The organism is Micrococcus sp. FDAARGOS_333 (assembly GCF_002206575.2).
Classification (GTDB): Bacteria; Actinomycetota; Actinomycetes; order Actinomycetales; family Micrococcaceae; genus Micrococcus; species Micrococcus lylae.
The window spans coordinates 632,312-651,864 of record NZ_NJFJ02000001.1 but is presented as its reverse complement, the minus strand read 5'-3'; the positions used below and the strand labels follow the sequence as shown (position 1 = coordinate 651,864).

15 protein-coding genes, 1 tRNA gene, 1 other RNA gene and 2 pseudogenes are annotated in these 19,553 nt (G+C 71.2%); 9 read left to right on the top strand and 10 right to left on the bottom strand.

What is annotated here, in order from left to right; genetic code table 11:
* Positions 1-86: 86 nt before the first annotated feature.
* The gene (locus tag CEQ11_RS03005) at positions 87-965 is read right to left on the bottom strand and encodes a tryptophan-rich sensory protein (RefSeq protein WP_227718703.1); all 879 of its coding nucleotides are present in this window, start codon (positions 963-965) and stop codon (positions 87-89) included.
* A gap of 134 nt (positions 966-1,099) precedes the next feature.
* On the opposite strand from CEQ11_RS03005, the gene CEQ11_RS13275 reads away from it, so the two are divergent.
* Entirely contained in the window at positions 1,100-1,225 is a 126-nt protein-coding gene (locus CEQ11_RS13275; protein WP_255397838.1) for a hypothetical protein, read from the top strand.
* 129 nt (positions 1,226-1,354) lie between these two features.
* Entirely contained in the window at positions 1,355-3,070 is a 1,716-nt protein-coding gene (gene poxB, locus CEQ11_RS03000) for a ubiquinone-dependent pyruvate dehydrogenase (RefSeq protein ID WP_088477706.1), read from the top strand.
* Positions 3,071-3,114: 44 nt separating this feature from the next.
* Here the strand turns inward: poxB and CEQ11_RS02995 are convergent.
* Positions 3,115-3,360: pseudogene (locus CEQ11_RS02995) on the bottom strand (leucine zipper domain-containing protein); the annotation flags it as partial.
* A 148-nt stretch (positions 3,361-3,508) separates the two neighbouring features.
* On the opposite strand from CEQ11_RS02995, the gene CEQ11_RS02990 reads away from it, so the two are divergent.
* Positions 3,509-4,408: a haloacid dehalogenase gene (locus CEQ11_RS02990; RefSeq protein ID WP_088477704.1), complete on the top strand. Its 900-nt coding sequence runs from the start codon at positions 3,509-3,511 to the stop codon at positions 4,406-4,408.
* Positions 4,409-4,527: 119 nt separating this feature from the next.
* Positions 4,528-5,583 carry an isopenicillin N synthase family oxygenase gene (locus CEQ11_RS02985; protein ID WP_088478864.1) on the top strand — a complete coding sequence of 352 codons (1,056 nt, stop codon included), beginning with the start codon at positions 4,528-4,530 and terminating at the stop codon, positions 5,581-5,583.
* Between the two features lie 187 nt (positions 5,584-5,770).
* Here the strand turns inward: CEQ11_RS02985 and CEQ11_RS02980 are convergent, their stop codons facing one another.
* The 3 genes from CEQ11_RS02980 to CEQ11_RS02970 all read right to left on the bottom strand — a co-directional run bounded on the left by CEQ11_RS02980 (position 5,771) and on the right by CEQ11_RS02970 (position 8,722).
* Positions 5,771-6,562: a hypothetical protein gene (locus CEQ11_RS02980; protein ID WP_088477703.1), complete on the bottom strand. Its 792-nt coding sequence runs from the start codon at positions 6,560-6,562 to the stop codon at positions 5,771-5,773.
* Between the two features lie 293 nt (positions 6,563-6,855).
* Complete coding sequence (locus CEQ11_RS02975; protein ID WP_088477702.1) at positions 6,856-8,442, bottom strand: sodium:alanine symporter family protein; 1,587 nt, start codon at positions 8,440-8,442, stop codon at positions 6,856-6,858.
* 194 nt (positions 8,443-8,636) lie between these two features.
* Positions 8,637-8,722: transfer RNA gene (locus tag CEQ11_RS02970), tRNA-Ser, on the bottom strand.
* A gap of 117 nt (positions 8,723-8,839) precedes the next feature.
* On the opposite strand from CEQ11_RS02970, the gene ffs reads away from it, so the two are divergent.
* Positions 8,840-8,936, top strand: an RNA gene (gene ffs / locus CEQ11_RS02965) — signal recognition particle sRNA small type.
* 57 nt (positions 8,937-8,993) lie between these two features.
* Positions 8,994-10,010: a tRNA glutamyl-Q(34) synthetase GluQRS gene (gene gluQRS, locus CEQ11_RS02960; RefSeq protein ID WP_088477701.1), complete on the top strand. Its 1,017-nt coding sequence runs from the start codon at positions 8,994-8,996 to the stop codon at positions 10,008-10,010.
* Between the two features lie 116 nt (positions 10,011-10,126).
* On the opposite strand, the gene CEQ11_RS02955 is transcribed toward gluQRS, so the two are convergent.
* Entirely contained in the window at positions 10,127-10,798 is a 672-nt protein-coding gene (locus CEQ11_RS02955; protein ID WP_088477700.1) for a malonic semialdehyde reductase, read from the bottom strand.
* An 80-nt stretch (positions 10,799-10,878) separates the two neighbouring features.
* Here CEQ11_RS02955 and CEQ11_RS02950 point away from each other — a divergent pair, with 80 nt between their 5' ends.
* Positions 10,879-14,415: a DNA polymerase III subunit gamma and tau gene (locus tag CEQ11_RS02950; RefSeq protein WP_088477699.1), complete on the top strand. Its 3,537-nt coding sequence runs from the start codon at positions 10,879-10,881 to the stop codon at positions 14,413-14,415.
* Positions 14,416-14,489: 74 nt separating this feature from the next.
* Positions 14,490-15,089: a recombination mediator RecR gene (recR, locus tag CEQ11_RS02945; RefSeq protein WP_067189286.1), complete on the top strand. Its 600-nt coding sequence runs from the start codon at positions 14,490-14,492 to the stop codon at positions 15,087-15,089.
* A gap of 9 nt (positions 15,090-15,098) precedes the next feature.
* Here recR and CEQ11_RS02940 read toward each other — a convergent pair whose 3' ends face one another.
* Together CEQ11_RS02940 and CEQ11_RS02935 are read right to left on the bottom strand one after the other, a co-directional pair.
* Positions 15,099-16,166: an ABC transporter permease gene (locus CEQ11_RS02940; RefSeq protein WP_070637071.1), complete on the bottom strand. Its 1,068-nt coding sequence runs from the start codon at positions 16,164-16,166 to the stop codon at positions 15,099-15,101.
* The gene (locus CEQ11_RS02935) at positions 16,163-17,215 is read right to left on the bottom strand and encodes an ABC transporter ATP-binding protein (RefSeq protein WP_088477698.1); all 1,053 of its coding nucleotides are present in this window, start codon (positions 17,213-17,215) and stop codon (positions 16,163-16,165) included. The genes CEQ11_RS02940 and CEQ11_RS02935 overlap by 4 nt, the downstream gene beginning before the upstream one ends.
* Before the next feature lie 242 nt (positions 17,216-17,457).
* Between CEQ11_RS02935 and CEQ11_RS02930 the strand changes: the two genes are divergently transcribed.
* Entirely contained in the window at positions 17,458-18,744 is a 1,287-nt protein-coding gene (locus CEQ11_RS02930; protein ID WP_088477697.1) for an aspartate kinase, read from the top strand.
* A 40-nt stretch (positions 18,745-18,784) separates the two neighbouring features.
* Here the strand turns inward: CEQ11_RS02930 and CEQ11_RS13270 are convergent, their stop codons facing one another.
* Together CEQ11_RS13270 and CEQ11_RS13420 are read right to left on the bottom strand one after the other, a co-directional pair.
* Positions 18,785-19,009: a DUF1275 family protein gene (locus CEQ11_RS13270; protein WP_255397837.1), complete on the bottom strand. Its 225-nt coding sequence runs from the start codon at positions 19,007-19,009 to the stop codon at positions 18,785-18,787.
* An 88-nt stretch (positions 19,010-19,097) separates the two neighbouring features.
* Positions 19,098-19,505, bottom strand: a pseudogene (locus CEQ11_RS13420) (DUF1275 family protein); the annotation flags it as partial.
* Between the last annotated feature and the right edge of the window lie 48 nt (positions 19,506-19,553).

The window sequence follows — 19,553 nt, the reverse complement described above, 5'->3', positions numbered from 1 at the left end:
CGCGAGCATCTTCCCAGGTCAGAACCGCATCACTGTGACCAACTCCATAGGGGGCGCCCGCCGCAGTCGGCCGCGTTGCCCAGGCGTCAGCGCGTGGTGATCTGACCGTCGCCGTCGAGGGCGTCGACGATGAGGTCACGGGCCTCGCCGGTGGGCGACTTCGCGGACAGCCAACGGGCGCCGGCCCAGGCGAGGATGACCACCACAGCGCAGCCGTAGGAGGTGACCGCCAGGCTGCCGGACTGCAGGCCGCGGCCGTCGGAACGGTTCACCCCGATCCAGAACAGACCCCAGGCCACGGCCAGGACCACACAGAACCGTCCGCCGTCGTAGGCGGAGAGCAGTGCGCTCAGGATGGTGAGGGCGATGACAGCGATCACGGCCCAGGTGGCAGGCATCAAGGGGCCGCCGTCCCAGCCGGAGGAGGCCAGGCCCGCGGCGACGTTGATGAAGACGCACACCATTGTCCAACCGAGGTAGAACCCCTGGACGCAGTCCACGGCGATCCGTTCGCCCCAGCCCGGCGCGGGAAGCCGTTCCATCTGGACCAGGATCACCAGCAGGACGGCCAGCTGCACGATGCTCACCGCCACGCTGGCCCACAGCAGCCCTGCCTCGACGGCGGCGAGCCACACGATGTTCAGGGCGATGCCCGCGAGGATCCAGGGGCGCATGCGCACGTGCCGTCGGCTGGGGGTGGGAGTCATCAGCTGCCACACCGCATAGCCGACGAAGCCGGCGTAGATGAGCCCCCAGATGTAGCCGGCTGCCTCTCCGACGGACAGCCAGGTGGCGTCCGCATCGAGCCAGCCGCCGACGGCGTGGGTCACACGCGTGCCGCCGAACAGGCCCATGCCGACCATCATCAAGATCAGCGCGGCCACCACCACGACGGCGGTGACGATGCGCCCGACGGTCGAGTCGAGTGCGCGACCCGCCTGAGTGCTGTCGACGTGCGTGCTCATGGGGTGCTCCCTGGCCAGACGGAGGCGCCGGGGCGCAGGCACCCCGGCCCGTTCGTTCGCCGCCATCCTAGGCATCCACACCGACGAGAAGTCCATGCGGGGACTGTGGATTCACCGCCCCCTAGTGAAAGTACATGCGCGACATCTCCCCGATCGGACTCCTGCTGGACGTGGACGGCCCCGTGCCCTCCGGGGACCTGCCCGACGTCGCCGCGGGCGAGTCCCTGCTGCGCTGGGTCGAACGCGACCTGCTGCGCTGACCAGGTCGGGCGCCCCCTGCGGGCGGCCGCCCCTCGCCGGGCCCGGACCTCGACCCCTAGCGTGGAAGGGAATGCCGCGCCCCTGCCGAACCGGCCCGGGCGCCTCCCGACCAGAGAAGAGGTTCCACCGTGGCCACTGTCGCCCAGAACATCGTCGAGACCCTCCACGCCTCGGGCGTGCGCCGCATGTACGGCGTGCCCGGAGACTCCCTCAACGGGCTGACCGAGGCCCTGCGCTCCCACGGCGGCATCCAGTGGGTGCACACCCGGCACGAGGAGACCGCGGCCTTCGCCGCCTCCGCCGAGTCCCAGCTCACGGATGAGCTCGCGGTCTGCGTGGGCTCGTGCGGTCCGGGCAACCTCCACCTGATCAACGGCCTGTTCGACGCCCAGCGCTCCCGCACCCCGGTGCTCGCGATCGCCGCGCACATCCCGTCGGAGGAGATCGGCTCGGGCTACTTCCAGGAGACCCACCCGCAGGACCTGTTCCGCGAGTGCTCCGTCTACGTGGAGCACGTCTCCTCGGCGGACCAGATGCCCCGCATGCTGCGCACCGCGATGCGGGCCGCCGTCGAGCAGCGGGGCGTGGCCGTGCTCGTGATCCCGGGCGACGTGGCCCTCACCGAGCTCTCCGCGAAGCCCGAGGTGATCCGTCACACGCCGTCCCGCGTCATCCCGGCGGACTCCGTGCTGCGCGAGGCTGCCGAGGCCCTGGACTCGTCCAAGCGGATCACCATCCTGGCCGGCGCGGGTGCGGCCGGCGCCCACGACGAGGTCGTGGCCCTGGCGGAACGGCTGCAGGCCCCGATCGTCCACGCGCTGCGCGGCAAGGACAGGATCGAGTACGACAACCCGTATGACGTCGGCTTGACCGGCCTGCTCGGCTTCGCCTCCGGCTACCACGCGCTCAAGGAGGCCGAGACGCTGCTGATCCTCGGCTCCTCCCTGCCGTACCGGCAGTTCTACCCCGAGGACGCCACGGTCATCCAGGTGGACGTGCGCGGCGAGCAGATCGGCCGACGGGTGGCCGTGGACGTGCCGCTCGTGGGCGGGGTGAAGGAGACGGCCCAGGCCCTGCTGCCGCTGCTGCGCGGGAACTCGTCGTCGGCGTTCCTGGACAAGGCGCTCAAGCACTACGCCAAGACCCGCAAGGACCTCGACCAGCTGGCCACCCCGGGACGCGGACGCGTGCACCCGCAGTATGTGGCCCGCCTCCTCGACGAGCTGGCCGACGACGACGTGGTGTTCCTGCCCGACGTCGGCTCCCCCGTGGTCTGGGCCTCCCGATACCTGACGATGAACGGGCGCCGCCGGATTGTCGGCTCGATGTCCCACGGCTCCATGGCCAACGCGGTCACGCAGGCGGTCGGCGCCCAGGCGGTCGACCCCACCCGCCAGGTGGTGGCGATGGCCGGCGACGGCGGGCTGGCCATGATGCTCGGCGAGCTGATGTCGTTCGTGCAGAACGACCTGCCCGTGAAGACGCTCGTGTTCGACAACGACTCGCTGAACTTCGTGGAGCTCGAGATGATGGCCGCCGGGTTCATCCCCTACGGGACGAGTCTGGAGAACCCGGACTTCGCGGCGATCGCGGAAGCGATCGGCATCAAGGGCTTCCGCGCGGACCACACGACGGACCTGCCCGCGGTGATGCGCGAGTTCCTCGCCCACGACGGGCCGGCGCTGCTGGTGGTCAAGACCGAGCGTCAGGAGCTGACGATCCCGCCGAGCATCGAGTTCGAGCAGGCCAAGGGCTTCGCGCTCTACGCCATGCGCACCGTCCTCGATGGCAAGGGCACCAAGCTGCTCGATCTCGCGAAGGCGAACCTGCGCCAGCTCTTCTGACCTGCCGCGCACGACGACGGCCCGGACACGGGCGGATCCGGTGATGCCGACCACTTCTTCTGCCTTCTCAAGGCGTGGATCTGGGCGACCACCGCAGGATCGAGTCGGTCAGATGAGCGCCGGGGCCGGCTGGACCGGTCCTGAAGTCCTGCCTCGCCCTGAATCTTGTAGCGGGCCACCCACGTGGCCACCGTAGGCCGGCTGACGCGGAACTCGACTGCCACGTGGGATTGCGGGATCCGGTCGTGCAGGTGGCGGTGGACCATGCGCAGACGGCCGGTCGGGGTCAGGGGGTGCGTGAGCCTGAGTCCTGAGCGGACCCTCCTGCTGGGTGTGTTTGTTGAGGAACTTCCATCCTGCGGCAGGGACCCGCTCGTCTCATCTCAGCCCGTACCTCGTACCACGAACCTCATGACCCACAACACCTAGTGTGGGTACATGCGCGACATCTCCCCCGTCGGACTCCTGCTGGACGTGGACGGCCCCGTGGCCTCCACCGAGACCCGCACCGTGCCCGAGCGGATCGTGGGTTCCCTGGCCCGCCTCCTCGCCTCCGGGGTGCCGGTCTGCTTCAACACGGGCCGCTCGGCCGACTTCCTCCTGCGCCGCGTCCTCTCCCCGCTCAGGGACGCCGGCATCGCCGCGGATGCCCCGGCCTTCGCAGTCTGCGAAAAGGGCGCCGTGTGGTTCCCCTTCTCCGAGGTCCCCTCCGGGGACCTGCCGCGGGTGAGCCACGACGACGGCCTGCCGGCCTGGGTGCGCACGTCGCCGCCGATGGCGGTCCCTCAGAGGCTCCGGACCGTCGTCGGGAAGGTGAACGCCGAGCTGGCGGACGGGCTGCAGTTCGAGGACCACACGAAGCTGGCGATGATCTCCCTGGAGAAGGAGGTCGACGCGGACACAGGCCGCTACGAACCCGCCCGGGACGCGGTGGCCCGGCGCGTCGAGAAGTTCCTGGCGGCCGAGGGGCTGGCCGAGGACTACGAGGTCGAGGCGACCGTCATCTCGGTGGATGTACAGCACGCAGACTCCGGGAAGGCGCTCGGCGCTTCCCACACCCTGGAGATGATGGCCGAGGCGCATGTGCAGCTGCCGGCACGCTGGCTCACCGCAGGCGACTCGCGCTCCGACTACACGATGGCGGACTGGCTGCACGGCCGCGGCGCCCGCGTGGACCATGTGGACGTGCGCCCGGCGGACGGCGTCCCGGACACGCCCTATCCGGTGCTGACGGCGGCAGACCTGGCGGAACGGGGCTTCGGCGACGCCGAGGATGTGCACGAAGCCGTCGGGGCGTCCCTGCTGGAGTGGGTGGAGCAGGAGCTGCGGGGGCACTGACCTGGGCGCGGGCTCCGAACCCGTCACGCGGGGTCACCGGCGGACACACGGAGTCACCGCAGGACATGCGGCGCAACGCGATGTGCGCCGGAGACCGGCCCGGGCGTCTCATGGTGGGCATGACCACCTTCACCACACAGGACCAGCGCACGGAGCCGGCCCCCACCGAGGTCCCCGTGCTGGACATGTCCACGCTGCGCCTGCCGGACGGCTCCCGGAACCCCGAGTTCCTGGAGCAGCTGCGGCATGCGGCGCACACAGTCGGGTTCTTTCAGATCGTCGGCTACGGAGCGCAGCCCGGCCAGGTGGACGACCTGTTCCGCGTGACCGCCGAGTTCTTCGCCCGCCCGGAGGCGGAGAAGATGGCGCTGCACAACCAGAACTCGCCGCACTGGCGCGGCTACTCGGCGATCGCCGCCGAGCGCACCCAGGGGCGGCCGGACTCCCGCGAGCAGCTGGATTTCTCCCCGGACCGCGAGCCGGTGCCGGCCGAGCGGATCGGCCCGGACGAGCAGTACTGGCATCTGCAGGGCCGCAACCAGTGGCCGGAGCAGATGCCGGAGCTGGAGCGGCAGGCCATGGCCTGGGCCACGCTGATGGACCACGTGGGCGAGGAGCTGCTCGGCGCGCTGTGCGTGGCCATCGGCCTGGACGAGGACCACTTCGCCGACGCCTTCTCCGGCGACCGCGCCTGGATGGCGAAGCTCGCCCACTACGTGGGCGGCGTGACCGAGGCCGGCTCCCAGGGCGTGGGCCTGCACGCGGACTACGGGTTCATCACCCTGCTGCTGCAGGACGAGGTCGGCGGCCTCGAAGTGCGCCCCTACGGCCAGGACGCATGGCTGCCGGTGGAGCCGATCCCGGGAGCCCTGGTGGTGAACCTCGGCGAGATGCTCGAGGTGGCCACAGACGGGTACCTCATGGCCACCATCCACCGGGTGCAGTCCCCTCCGGAGGGCGTGGACCGCTACTCTGTGCCGTTCTTCTACTCCCCGCGCCTGGACGCCGTGGTGGACCAGGTGGAGCTGCCGGCCGAGCTGGCCGCCGAGGCCCGCGGCGCCTCGGACGACCCGGACAACCCGATGCTCTCCTCTTTCGGGGCCAACATGCTCAAGGGCTTCGCCCGGGCGCACCCGAAGGTGACGGAGAAGTTCCACCCGCACCTGCTGGGCTGACCACCCGCGAGGCCGGACGGCCCCGCACACACGACGGCGGCCACGCACCTGTGAAAGGTGCGTGGCCGCCGTCGTCCCTGACGGTCAGCGGGTGTCAGGTGAGACAGAAGTCACCGTGGGGGCCCAAGCTGCCGTGGCGCTCCTGCGGTTCCGGGGGGGGGGGGGGGGGGGGGGGAGTGCCCCGGTGTCAGTGGATCGCGGAGGCCTCGTCGAACGACGTCTCGGCGGCGGAGTCAGCGCCGCCGCCGGCAGCGCGATCCGTGCCCGCCTGGCTCGGCGCAGCGCCGTCGCCCGAGCGGAAGCCGCGGGTGCGGTCCAGGTCCGCGTGACGCTCGAAGTGCATCAGCTCCGGCTCGCCCGGGCCGTCGCCGTCCGCGTCCACGCGGATCTCGCGGTAGGCCCAGAACTGGAGCGGCTCGCAATACCGGTCGCCGAAGTTCTGGTTGATGTCCGCGTACACATCGAAGTTGCCGAGGTACAGACGGCCGTCCCGAGAGACCGTGGACGGATCGATGGCGCAGGTGTAGGTCCAGGTGTAGGGGGTGTACACGGCACCGTCCGACTTCCGCTGCGCAGTGCCCGTGGTGGGACCGGACCAGCAGGAGGAGTGATTGCCGCCCGATCGCCACGTGATCCGATTGCGGCTGGTGTGGTCGCCACGGACCCAGTAGACGATCTTCGCGGCGTCATAGTGGCCGCGCGGGTCCGTGTCGTAGAGGTAGAGGCCGTAGGGAGCGCCGTCAGGCGTCCGGCCCGGGTTCGACGGACGCGACGTGACGGTCACGCGCCGGGTGCAAGTGTAGCTCGAGCCTGCTGCCACCTGGACCCAGCCGTTGATGCCCGGGTTCTTCACCAGGGACGCGGCGGCGAACGGCGCGGCCGCGGTGGCGGCGACGGCCGGGACGGACCAGGCAAGGCCGGTGGTGACCGCGCGACGGTTGACCGCACGGCGGGTGTTGTTGGCGTTGTCGACGCTCATCTCTTTACCTCAGTCAGATGGTCTTCACAGTGGAACGGAGTGAGCGACTCTGCTTCGGGCGTCCAGCCGGTGAGAGCTCCCCCATGGCTAAGCATACCCAATGCAGATACAGAGCGTCATCACGAGCACTCCATGATTCTGAACACCCTGCATCACCCTGGTCCAGGCGGCCAGATCCGCATGGTTCAGCGCCTGCAGGGGAGGTGGTACCACCCACGGACGGCGCACGAGGCCCTCACCGTCACAGGTGCGGGCCTCGTATCGGCTGCGCTTCAGCTGGGTGTCCGCAGGATTCAGGCGCCGTGCGAGCCTCCGTCGCGGCGCGGGGCGTCCACGGTGTCGGCCGTGGCCGCAAGCTCCTCGCCGGTCATGCCCTGCTTCACCAGCCCGTCGGCGCGCAGCTCCCAGAACTCCGCGTTCCGGATGCCGACCTTGCGCGGGTCGAACTGCGGGTCCAGCCCGGCGTTCTTCTGCTGCTGGTAGTCCTTCAGCGCCTTCAACGCCGGACCCTGGAGCAGGAGGATGCCCACGATGTTCAGCCAGGCCATGGAGCCCACGCCGATGTCGCCGAGACCCCATGCGGCACCGGTGGTGGTGACGGCGCCATAGGCGACGGAGATCAGGATCAGGCCCTGGACGGCGCGGATGGCACCGCGCCGCAGGATCGGGCTCTTCAGGTTGCGGACCAGGAACGAGGTGTTGACCTCGGCCATGTAGTAGTAGGCCACGATCGTGGTGAAGGCGAAGAACGCGAGGGCGACCGCCACGAAGGACGGGCCCCAGCCGCCGAACACGGTGTCGAAGCCGTTCTGCACGTAGCCGGGCCCGACCTTCACGGAGTCCGCCACACTGCCGGTGAACAGCTTCGCGGAGTCCTCCTTGCCCTCGGAGAACACGTTGTACATGTTCGTCGAGATGATGATGAACGCGGTGGCGGTGCAGACGAACAGGGTGTCGATGTACACGGCGAAGGACTGGGCGAAGCCCTGCTTGGCCGGGTGGGACACCTCGGCGGCGGACGCGGCGTGCGGGCCGGTGCCCTGGCCGGCCTCGTTCGAGTAGATGCCGCGCTGGACGCCCCACTGGACGGCCATGCCGAGGATCGCGCCGAACACGGCGTGGGAGCCGAAGGCCGAGGTGAAGATCGTGGAGAACACGTACGGGATCTGGTCGAAGTTCACGAAGAACACGATCAGCGCCAGGACGATGTACAGCACCGCCATCACAGGCACCACGTAGACGGCGAAGGTGGCGATGCGCTTCACGCCGCCGATGACGATGAAGGCCAGCAGGATCACGGCGCCGAGCGCCACGACCCAGTGCGCCACGCCCCACGCCTCGCCCATGGCGGCGGCCATGCCGTTGGCCTGGACGCCCGGCAGGAAGTACGAGGTGGCGAACGCGGTCACGATCGCGAAGACCACGGCGTAGACCTTGAGGGCGCCGCCGAAGGAGGTGTGCTGGTACGCCTTGGAGAGGTAGTAGGCCGGGCCGCCGCGATACTCACCGGTGTCCAGGTCCTTCTCCTTGAAGATCTGGCCGAGGGTGCACTCGATGAAGGAGGTCGCCGCCCCCAGGAAGGCCACGGTCCACATCCAGAACACGGCGCCGGGGCCGCCGAAGGCGATCGCGGTGGCCACACCGCCGATGTTGCCCATACCCACGCGGCCGGCCAGGGACATCATCAGCGACTGCATGGAAGACGTGCCGTCCGCGGACTTCTCGCCGGCCTTCAGCTGGGTGAGCATGTCCGGGATGCACCGCACCTGCAGGAAGACGGTGCGCAGGGAGAAGTAGACGCCTGCGGCCAGACACAGGTACACCAGGGCCGAGGACCAGATGTATTTGTTGGTGAGTTCGATGAGTTCCTCAAACGACATGCTGTGGCCTCCGAGATGAAGAGAACAGTGTGAGGGAGCCGCTGTTCCCCCTCTCGCCGGTCTGGCGCAATGTGAGGCAGAACACCCTCGGTTGATGGTGAAGCATACGTCACCGAGGGGGACACAACGCGTCTTTCAGAGGCTCTCGGACACGCGAAAAGCCCCCGGACCGAAGTCCGAGGGCTCTTCTTCCGCGGAGGATGGGGGATTTGAACCCCCGAGGGCTGTTAACCCAACACGCGTTCCAGGCGTGCGCCATAGGCCGCTAGGCGAATCCTCCTTGGCTCACCCTTGCCGGCGAACCGGTCAAGGGCACGGATGAGCCTACACCACAGATTCCCGACAATGCCAATCGACCACTGAATCGCCCGCCTCATGGTTCACTGCTAGACTCGCCTACGGCCCCTCACGTGGTGTCATCTCGCTGAACTCCCCCAGGACCGGAAGGTAGCAAGGGTAGGTGGGCTCTGGCAGGTGCGTGGGGGGTCTTCACTTTCCCCGGAGCCATGCGCCGCACGGCGTCTCCGGCCCGCACCCCGAGGAGCCTGACGATGCCCGCCGGTCGCTACGCCCCCTCCCCCACAGGCCGACTCCACGTGGGCAATCTGCGCACCGGGATGCTCGCCTGGCTCGCCGCCCGCGCCTCCGGCCGCCCGTTCCTGCTCCGTGTGGAGGACCTGGACCGTGTCCGTTCCGGCGCCGAGGAGGAGCAGCTCGCCGAGCTGGCGGCCGTCGGCATCACGTGGGACGCGGAGCCGGTCCGCCAGTCCGAGCGCACCGCCCTGTACGCGGACGCCGTCGCAGCCCTGCGCGCCCGCTTCGGCGAGGACGCTGTCTACGAGTGCTACTGCTCCCGCAAGGACATCGCAGAAGCCTCCTCCGCGCCCAACGGACCCGCCGGGCAGCACGACGACGGCCCCTCCTCCGCCTCCCCGGCGCCTCTTCGTCCTCCCGGCTTCTACCCCGGCACCTGCCGGAACCTGTCCGCGGCCGAGCGGGACCGCCGCCGTGCCGAGCGCCCTGCGGCACTTCGCGTGGACGCCGCCCGGATCGAAGGGCTCGCCTCAGGGCAGTTCCCGGAGGCTTCCGCCCGTGACCTGCTCCACGGCACCGTCACGGGGCTGGTGGACGACGTGGTCCTCCGCCGCAACGACGGCGCCTACGCCTACAACCTCGCCGTGGTGGTGGACGACCTCGAGCAGGGCGTCGACCAGGTCGTCCGCGGTGACGACCTGCTCGACTCCGCCCCGCGGCAGCGCTGGCTGGCCGAGGCGCTCTGCGTCGCCCGCGGCGAAGACTGTCCGGACACCGAGTACCTGCACGTCCCGCTCGTGGTGAACGCCGAGGGCCGTCGCCTGGCCAAGCGGGACGGGGCCGTCACCCTCGAGGACCTCGCCGCCGTCGGCGCCCCCGCGAACCTGAGCGCGGTCGGCGAGCGCGTGCGGGACGTCATGCTCGCCTCCGTCGGCCTGCCGGCCGGACCTCTCGAGGACGCGGTCGCCGCGTTCGACCCCCGGGCGCTGCCCCGCCAGGCCTGGGTCTTCGACGAGACCGCCTTCACCGCCTGAGCCCACGGTCCGTCACCGCCCCGACCGCGGAGCACTCCTCCCCGGACGACCACAGGGCCCCGGAGCAAGCGCTCCGGGGGCCCTGTGCCGTCGTCGCCCCTGTGCCCACGGGGCGGTCAGAGGACCGTGGCGACCTGGTCGAACTCCAGGCGGCCCTGGCGGGGCTGCTGGGCCTTCTCGTGGCCGGCCGGGGCGTGACCCACGTTGAGCACCAGCAGGGACTTCCAGTTGGTGTCCCCATGGAACTCGGCGTCGATGCCGTCGCCGTCGAAGCCGGCCATGGGGCCGACCTGCAGGCCGTGGGCGCGCAGCGCGAGGATCAGGTAGCCGATCTGCAGCCAGCCGTTCGTTCGGCCCATGCCCTCGCGCATGCCCGGCTTGCCCTCCGCGTCCTCGGCGAAGCCCTCGCGGAACGGGGCGAGGTGCGGCATGTGGCGGTGCCAGTCCAGGTCATAGGAGGCGATCAGGGTCAGCGGCGCCCGCCGCGTCTTCTCCTGGTTGAAGGCGATCATGTGCGGCAGCAGCCGGGCCTTGGCCTCCTCCGACTCGATCAGCTCGAGGCGCAGGGGCTGATTGTTCATGGCGGTCGGGGCCCAGCGCAGGTCCTCGTAGACGCGGCGGATCAGCTCGGGGTCCACCCTCTCATCGGTGAACAGCTGGGTGGTGTGGGAGCCCTCGAACAGTGCGTCGAGCGCCTTGCGGTCCAGCCGCACCCCCAGGTCCTCGGGGGCGGTGGAGCGGGCGTGCTGCTCGGCGTCGTTGCGCAGGTCTGCGGTGGTCTGAGTCATGATGGGCGCAACAGAACGGCCGTCCACAGGTATTCCGTGGCCGTTCCATGACGTCCGGCACACCGGATAGTGTTCTACGGGTGAGCACCGCCCTGTATCGCCGCTACCGCCCTGACCGGTTCGAGGACGTCATCGGGCAGGACCACGTCACCGTCCCGCTGCGGACCGCCCTGTCCAAGGACCGGGTGAACCACGCGTACCTGTTCTCCGGTCCGCGCGGCTGCGGCAAGACGACCTCCGCACGCATTCTGGCCCGCTGCCTGAACTGTGCCCAGGGCCCGACGTCCACCCCGTGCGGCGAGTGCGACTCGTGCCGGGACCTCGCCACCGGCGGCCCCGGATCGCTGGACGTGCTGGAGATCGACGCCGCCTCGCACGGCGGCGTGGAGGACGCCCGCGGCCTGCGCGAGCGCGCCACGTTCGCCCCGGTCCGGGACCGCTACAAGATCCTCATCATCGACGAGGCCCACATGGTCACCTCGGCGGGCTTCAACGCCCTGCTGAAGATCGTGGAGGAGCCGCCGGAGCACCTGAAGTTCATCTTCGCCACCACGGAGCCGGACAAGGTCATCGGCACCATCCGCTCCCGCACCCACCACTACCCGTTCCGGCTGGTGCCGCCGGAGCCGCTGATCGCGTACCTGGAGCAGCTGTGCGCCTCCGAGCAGACGCAGGTGGACCCGGGCGTGCTGCCGCTGGTGGTGCGCGCCGGCACCGGCTCGGTGCGAGACACCCTGTCCGTGCTGGACCAGCTGATCGCCGGCGCCGCCGAGGGGCGCGTGGACTACGACCTCGCGGTGAACCTGCTCGGCTTCACCCCCGAGGCCCTGCTGGACGACGTCATCGATGCCCTCACCGCGGACGACTCGCAGACCGTGTTCAAGGCCGTGGACCGCGTGGTGCAGTCCGGACAGGATCCGCGGCGGTTCGTGGAGGACCTCCTGGACCGCTTCCGTGACCTGGTGATCGCCCGCGCCATGCCGGACCAGGCGTCCGCGGTGCTCCACGGGGTGCCGGAGGACCAGGTCCGGCGTCTGGCCGCGCAGGCCGCCCAGCTGAGCCGCGCCGAGCTCTCCCGGCTCGCGGACATCACCAATGAGGCCCTGTCCGAGATGGTCGGCGCCACCAGCCCGCGCCTGCACCTCGAGCTGCTCATGGCCCGTCTGCTGCTGCCCGCCTCCGATGACACCCACCGCGGCCTGTCCGCGCGCCTGGAGGCCCTGGAGCGTCGCCTCGCCTACGCCGGCGGCTCCCTTCCCGACGACGGCCCCGCGCCCTCCCAGCCCGCCTCGCCTGCCGCCGATGCAGCGGCCGCAGGTCGCACCCCGGACGGTGCGGCCCGCAGCGCCGAAGCCGCCGGTGACGGTGCAGACGGCGGCGGTGGCGTGGCCGCCGCGGCCGGACTGTCCGGCGCCGCGCTCGCCCGTGCCGCCATGCGCCGGCAGGACACCGCGCCGGGCGGTCAGGGCGCTCCGGCGGCCGAGCAGGCCCCAGCGGCCCAGCAGGTTCAGGAGGCGCCGCAGGTCTCGCAGCGTCCACAGGCACCGACGGCACCGCAGGCCGAGGCTCCGACGGCCGAGGCTCCCCCGACGCAGGGGTCGCCAGCCGAGGCTCCGCAGACACCGCCGACCGAGGCTCCCTCGACGCAGGGGCCGCAGAGCGAGGCCCCGCCGGTGGAGACCCCCGGCGCACCGGACGCCGCCGAGGGCACAGACTCCTCGACCCCCGCCTCGGAGCAGCCGCCGTCCGGCGGCCAGGCCACGAACTCGGTGGAGATGGTGCGCCGCGCCTGGCCGGACATCCTCGCCGCGCTCGAGGACTCCTCCCGCCTGGTGTGGATGCTGGTCAAGGACAACGCGTCCGTCGCCGGCTTCGACGGCCGTCTGCTCACCGTCGGCTTCACCCAGGACGGCCCGCGACGCTCCCTGCTGAACCGCCGCGGCGACCAGGTGCTCGCGGAGGCCGTGCACCGCGTCCTCGGCATCCGTCCCGAGTTGGACCTGATCCTCGGCGGCGACGGCCCCCAGGGAGACCGGCACCCAAAAGCTGAGGGCCGCCCCTCCCCGGCGGCCGGACCTGTGAACGGCGGAACGCCGCAGAATCCAGGCCCCCAGCCCGCGCAGGACTCGGCCCCCATGGTGCCGCAGCAGCCCGAGCGCCCAAGCCCGCAGCACCCCGAGCGTCCGCGCCCTCAGACGCCGCAGGCCGAGCGACCGGCCCCGCAGCCGCCGCAGCCCGAGCGACCGGCCCCGCCTGAGCACGAGCAGCGCCAGCGGCCGGCCAATCGTGAGACCACTCCCCCGCCGGCGCCCTCCCCAGACGCCTGGGGCACCCCGCAGGACACCGCCCCGGACTGGGGCGGCCCCTCCGAGTCCCCGGGCGACGACCCGTGGGCCGACATCCCCGAGTTCGACCCGGATTCGGACATGGAGGACTCGGCCGGTCCCGAGGGCTGGAGCCCGGAGGACACCGGCTCCGAGGCCGAGCAGACCTTCGGCGCCTCCGGTTCCTCCGCGCCCGCCGCGCCCGCCGCGGACGCCGCGGACGACGCGGACGACGACACCACCGCTGACGAGCACCGACAAGACCGTCAGGACCGTCAGGACCCTCAGGCTCTGGAGGACGCGTCGGCCTCGGTCCAGGGCGGCAAGGTCGACCCGTCCGCCGAGTCGTCCGCACCGCAGGGCACCGACCCGGCCGGCCCGTCATCCTCGGCCGAGGGCTCCCCGGTGCCGGCCTACGACCCGGGCCCCCTGGTCCCGGAGGTCGAGCACTCGATCCCGGTGTTCGCGCGGCCCGAGTCCGAGCTGCGCGCCGAGTTCGCCGCCCGCTTCGGCAACCTGAGACCGCAGGGCTTCGACCGCTCCGCCGAGGACGACCCGCGCCCGAACGCTTCGGCTGCCGATTCAGAGGGTCCATCCTCCCGCCGCCCCAGCAGTGACGACTCACCGGACCCGGGCGTCCCCGCCCCGGACCACGACGACTCGTCCGCGACGCAGGAGACCGGAGTCCCCGGCCTCCCCGGCAAGGACTCGGCGGGCTCCCCGTCCGGCGAGCGCCCCACCGGTGCCCGCTCCGCCCGCGAGGTCGCCTTCGCCGAGGCCGCCGCCGGCAACGACCCGAAGGCCCTCGCCGAGCGCGGTGGAGGCCACCCCGCCTCCTGGTTCGGGGCCCTGATGCAGCGCATGGCCGAGGGCGGCTCGGCCGACCCCCCGGTGAACGAAGGATCCGGCGGTCCCGGAGGCGTGCCCGGCTCCGGCGCACCGGGCGGACCCGGCGCCGCGGACCCGTCTCAGGGCGGCCGTCCCAGCGCAGCCGACCTGTCCCGTCCGCGAGGCGGGGAGGCAGGCGGCGGCGAGGAGCCGTCGTCGGGAAGCGAGAGGCCGGCGCTCGACCCGCGTGCGGCGGCCGTCCAAGCGGCCCGCGACGCCGCCCGTGGCCGCGCACCCCGCCCCGAGCCGACGACCCCGCCGGCCGAGGCCAAGCCCTCCGTATCCTGGGAGGACGAGGTCGCCAGCGACGACGACATCTCGCTCGAGGAGTCCGGCCTCGTCGGCCGCGCCGTGGTCGAGCGGATCCTCGGCGCCCGCCTCATCGAAGAGCAGCCGAACAGCTGACCTGCCCGCGCCGCCGACGCGGACACTCCATCCACGCGGCACCCCACGCGCCGCGAGAAAGCCACAGGTGACACGTGTACGACGGTGCCGTCCAGGACCTCATCGACGAGCTCGGCCGGCTGCCGGGCATCGGCCCGAAGTCCGCGCAGCGCATCGCCTTCCACATCCTGGAAGCCGAGTCCGAGGACATGCTGCGTCTGTCCGACGCGATCCGGACCGTGAAGGAGAAGGTGAAGCTCTGCGAGCTCTGCTTCAACGTCTCCGAACAGGAGCGCTGCGCCATTTGCCGTGACGACAAGCGCGACACGTCCCTGCTCTGCGTGGTGGAGGAGTCGCAGGACGTGATGGCGATCGAACGCACCCGCGCCTACCGCGGCAGGTACCACGTGCTCGGCGGCTCCATCAATCCGATCGCCGGCATCGGCCCGGAGCAGCTGCACGTGCGCGAACTGCTCACCCGCCTCCAGGACGACGTCATCCACGAGGTCATCCTCGCCACCGACCCCAACCTCGAGGGCGAGGCCACCGCCACCTACCTGGGCCGGATGCTCGGCGCCACCGGCATCCGCGTCACCCGGCTGGCCTCCGGCCTGCCCGTCGGCGGCGACCTTGAGTACGCGGACGAGGTCACCCTCGGCCGGGCCTTCGAGGGACGCCGCCTCCTCAACGGCTGACGAGGCCGCTCAGGCGATCCGCAGGCCGCGGGGAAGACGTCCGGCCGGAGTGTTCAGCCGCCGGTGTCCGAACACCATCAGCACCGCCACGAACCCGACCTGCACGGCCAGGCCGAGCGGCCAGACCGGGGTGAGACCGCCGCGCTCGACCAGCAGCGGCTCGCCGGTGGTCCGCGGGATGCCGTCCACGCAGTAGATGGTCTCCTCCGGGGACAGCTGGGTGATGCGGGTGCCCGCAGAGATCGTGGTCATGAGGGAATTGACCGCGGCGTCCCGTTCGTCCAGGAGCCGGCTGGCCGGAGCCACGGCATCCGACATAAGCACGAACGGGTTCGGCGCCAGCGCCCAGCCGATGCGCCGCATGTCCGAGACCTCCTGGTCCCGAAGCCGCCCGGTGCACTCCTTTACCTGTCCGGGTTGCCAGTCGACGTCTGCGGTGGAGGAGTAGTCCGGGTAGTTGGCCTTCACCGTGGTCTTGGTGAACTGGGTGCCCAGGCCGAAGCCGATGAGCGTGCCGATCCCCAGCAGGGCCACCAGCAGGTAGGTCACCACCACGGCGAACAGGGTGCGGCCGGAGATCGCCGAGACGGCGACGCCGAGTCCGGTGACCACGGCGAACTCCACCATGAGCACCAGGCAGGCCAGCAGCAGCATGGACACCGGCAGGTCACCGAACACGAGGGTCACGATCAACCAGGGCAGCGCCGCCAACAGGAACGCCACCGAGGGGATCCATGCGGCGATCCACTTGCCGAGCATCAGCTGCCAGGTCCGCACCGGCGTGACCTGGACGATCGCCAGGGTGCCGCCGGCGCGGTCGCCCGTGATGGCGTTCGCGGACAGCGCCGGGGAGATCAGCAGGGACAGCAGGAGCACGAAGAACGCGACGAAGTCGAACATCAGCCGGCCGGAGGCCTGCCGCTCCTCCGGCCCCGCCCCGGACAGGCCGAACAGGCCCAGCGCGCCGAGGGTCACCAGGCCGGTGAGCACGAAGAAGACGGCCAGCATCACGTACCAGCCGCGCGAGCGCATCCGCTGGCGCAGCTCCATCCCCACGAGGGTGCCGACGTGGCTCATGCGGAGTCTCCTTCCTGCGGGGCGGCGTTCGCTGCCGGCCCGGCCGCCGTGCCGGCGCCGGACGAGCCCTGCGCGGCCGGACGCTCCGCGGCGAGGTACGCATCCTCCAGACGGGAGCCCTCCTCCGCGAAGTGGGCGATCGGCACGCCGGCACCGACCAGCTCGGCCAGCAGCTGCGCTGCCGCCTGGCGACCGGACACGGCAACGACCACACCGGCACGCTGCCGTCCCCTGCCGTGGGTGTAGGGGATGCCTCGCTCCTCGAGCGCCCGCGTCAGGGCCGCACCCTGGGCGTTCTCCGGGCCGGCGATGCGGTACCGCAGCTCTCGGTCCGCGGCGTCGTCCAGTTCCGAGGCGGAGACCGTGGTGCCGTCGCGGACGACCACCGCGCGGTCGGACATCTCCTCGAGCTCCGAGAGCACGTGGGAGGAGACCAGCACGGCCACCCCGTCCGCGGCCATCTGGCGGACGTCGTCGCGCAGGCGCAGCCGGGAGCCGGGGTCCAGGCCGTTGGCCGGCTCGTCCAGCAGGAGCACGGACGGGCGGTGCACGGTGGCTCGAGCCAGGGACAGCCGCTGCTGCTGGCCGCGGGAGAGCACACGGGCGGGGCGCTTGGCGAACTCGGTGAGCTGCACCCACTCGAGCTGCTCGGCGGCCCGCGCGTCGGCCTCGGCGCCGGACATGCCGTACAGCCGGCCCATGGTCCCCAGGATCTCCAGGCAGGTCAGCGACTCCCAGACGCCCAGGGTGTCCGGCATCCAGCCGATCCGCCGGCGGGCGCCCTGCGGGTCGCGCATCGCGTCGATCCCGTCGACGGTGACGAAGCCGGTGTCCGGGCGCAACAGCGTGGCCAGGATCAGCATGAGCGTCGTCTTGCCGGAGCCGTTCGGCCCCACCAGTGCGGTGACCTTCCCGGGCGGGACCGAGAGGGCCATCTCCTGCACGGCCTTCACGTCCCCGAAGGAGCGGGACAGGCCGTGTGCGTCGATCCCGCCGGGTTCCCGCCGCTGCGGGACCTCCGGGATCGAGGCCGAGGTGATCTGTGTCATGGACTCATGATGACACCTTCCAGCCCGGGCCCACATCAGTCTCAGGTCTGAGCTGGAGGCGGGCCGGGCCTCCGGCGTCCACCGGCTGGACACATTCGACCTCACATGTCGGACCTGCCCCGGCACCGTGCCTACGATGACCCCGGACGGCCCCGGTCAGCATGGGCTCCACACCCCTTCCGGTGTGCGGGCACGGACCGGTTCCCGGCTTCACCGACCCCGAACCGCAAGGGCAGGACACCATGAGTCTGATCGTGCAGAAGTTCGGCGGCTCGTCCGTCTCGGACGCCGCCGGCATCACGCGTGTGGCCAAGCGCGTGGTGGAGACCCAGCGCGCCGGACACCAGGTGTGTGTGGTGGTCTCCGCGATGGGCGACACCACGGACGAGCTCCTCGACCTCGCCGCCGAGCTCACCGACGACGCCCCCGCCCGCGAGATGGACATCCTCCTGTCCGCCGGCGAGCGCATCTCGATGGCGCTGCTGGCCATGGCGATCCACGCCGAGGGCTCCCAGGCCCGGTCCTACACCGGCTCCCAGGCCGGCATGATGACGGACACCAGCTACGGCCGTGCCCGCATCATCTCGGTGAATCCGGACCGCGTGAAGACCGCCCTGGACACGGACCACGTGGCGATCGTCGCAGGATTCCAGGGCATGAGCCCGGAGTCCCGGGACATCACCACCATGGGCCGGGGCGGCTCGGACACCACCGCCGTGGCACTGGCCGCCGCACTGAAGGCCGACGTCTGCGAGATCTACACGGACGTGGACGGCGTCTACACCGCCGACCCGCGCGTGGTCCCCTCCGCGAAGAAGATCGACCGGATCTCCTCCGAGGAGATGCTCGAGATGGCCGCGTCCGGCTCCAAGATCCTGCACCTGCGCTCCGTGGAGTACGCCCGACGCTTCGGCGTGCCGCTGCACGTGCGCTCCTCCTTCTCCCAGCACGAGGGGACCTGGGTGATCCCCGACCCCGAGGACACCATCACCATCAAGGAAGGCGAACCCATGGAACAGCCGATCGTCTCCGGCGTCGCCCACGACCGCTCCGAGGCCAAGGTCACCGTCGTCGGCGTCCCGGACATCCCGGGCAAGGCCGCCGAGATCTTCGCAGTGATCGCCGAGGCCAACGCGAACGTGGACATGATCGTGCAGAACGTCTCCCGCGAGGGCACCGGCCGCACGGACATCTCCTTCACCCTGCCGATCGTGGAGGGCAAGGAGGCCCGCGAGGCCCTGCGCGCCGCCCAGGAGCGGGTCGGCTTCGAGGACATCGTCTACAACGAGGCCATCGGCAAGCTCTCCCTGATCGGCGCCGGCATGCGCTCGAACCCGGGCATCTCCGCGACCTTCTTCAAGGCCCTGCACGAGGCCGGCGTGAACGTGGACATGATCTCCACCTCGGAGATCCGCATCTCCGTGGTGACCGGCGAGGACAAGCTGGACACCGCCGTGAAGGCCATCCACTCGGCCTTCGGCATGGACACGGACGTGGAGGCCACCGTGTACGGCGGCACCGGCCGCTGAGCGGGTCGCCGGACGCCGGCGTGACGCCTCCGCACCCTGCTCAGGCGCGTCGCCGTCGTCGTTGTGCCAGGGCGAGGGAGAGGGCGAGCGAGGCCACCGCGAACCACAGAGCCTGCAGACCGACCTGCAGGTAGGCCACCGCTCCGAGGATGGAGCCCAGGGCGATCGCCGCCCACAGCCCCAGGTAGTGCAGCCACAGCGTGCGACTGCCGCCGGAGAACGCGGCGACCAGGTGCTGTCCCACCTTCACCAGGGTGCCGGTCATGTAGGTGAGGCCGACCGTCACCTCTCCCCCCGCGGGTGAAGGTGCCGTTCACGGCACCCATGGCAGCGGCCATGATCGGCGGGGCCACCACGTCGGCGGCACCCGCGAGCGGCTCGGGGGCGACGTCGACCACGACGGCCAGCAGCGCGGCGACCACGAGGATGCCGAGGGTGAGGGCCACTGCGGGCAGCTGTGGGCCGTCCTCCGGCGTCCGATGCCTACGGCGTCGGCGTCCCAGCACAAGCGAGGAGAGCATCACGCCGACCACGAAGGCGGCCACGAGACCCATCGCCTTCGCCCAGCCCTCCACGAACCCCTCGGCCAGATCCGCACCGGCGCGGGACGAGTTGCCGGACATGAAGGAGACGAAGTAGCCGCCGAGATGGATGAAGGCCAGCCCGTCCACGAAGCCGGCGACACCCGTCAGGCTCACGGCGAAGAGTCCCTGACGGCGCGTAAACGGTGCGGAGGGCGCAGGGGCGGCGTGCGAGGGCATGGACAGGATTCTAGGGAGTGCCGCTCACGGACATGCAGGAGGGCCCCG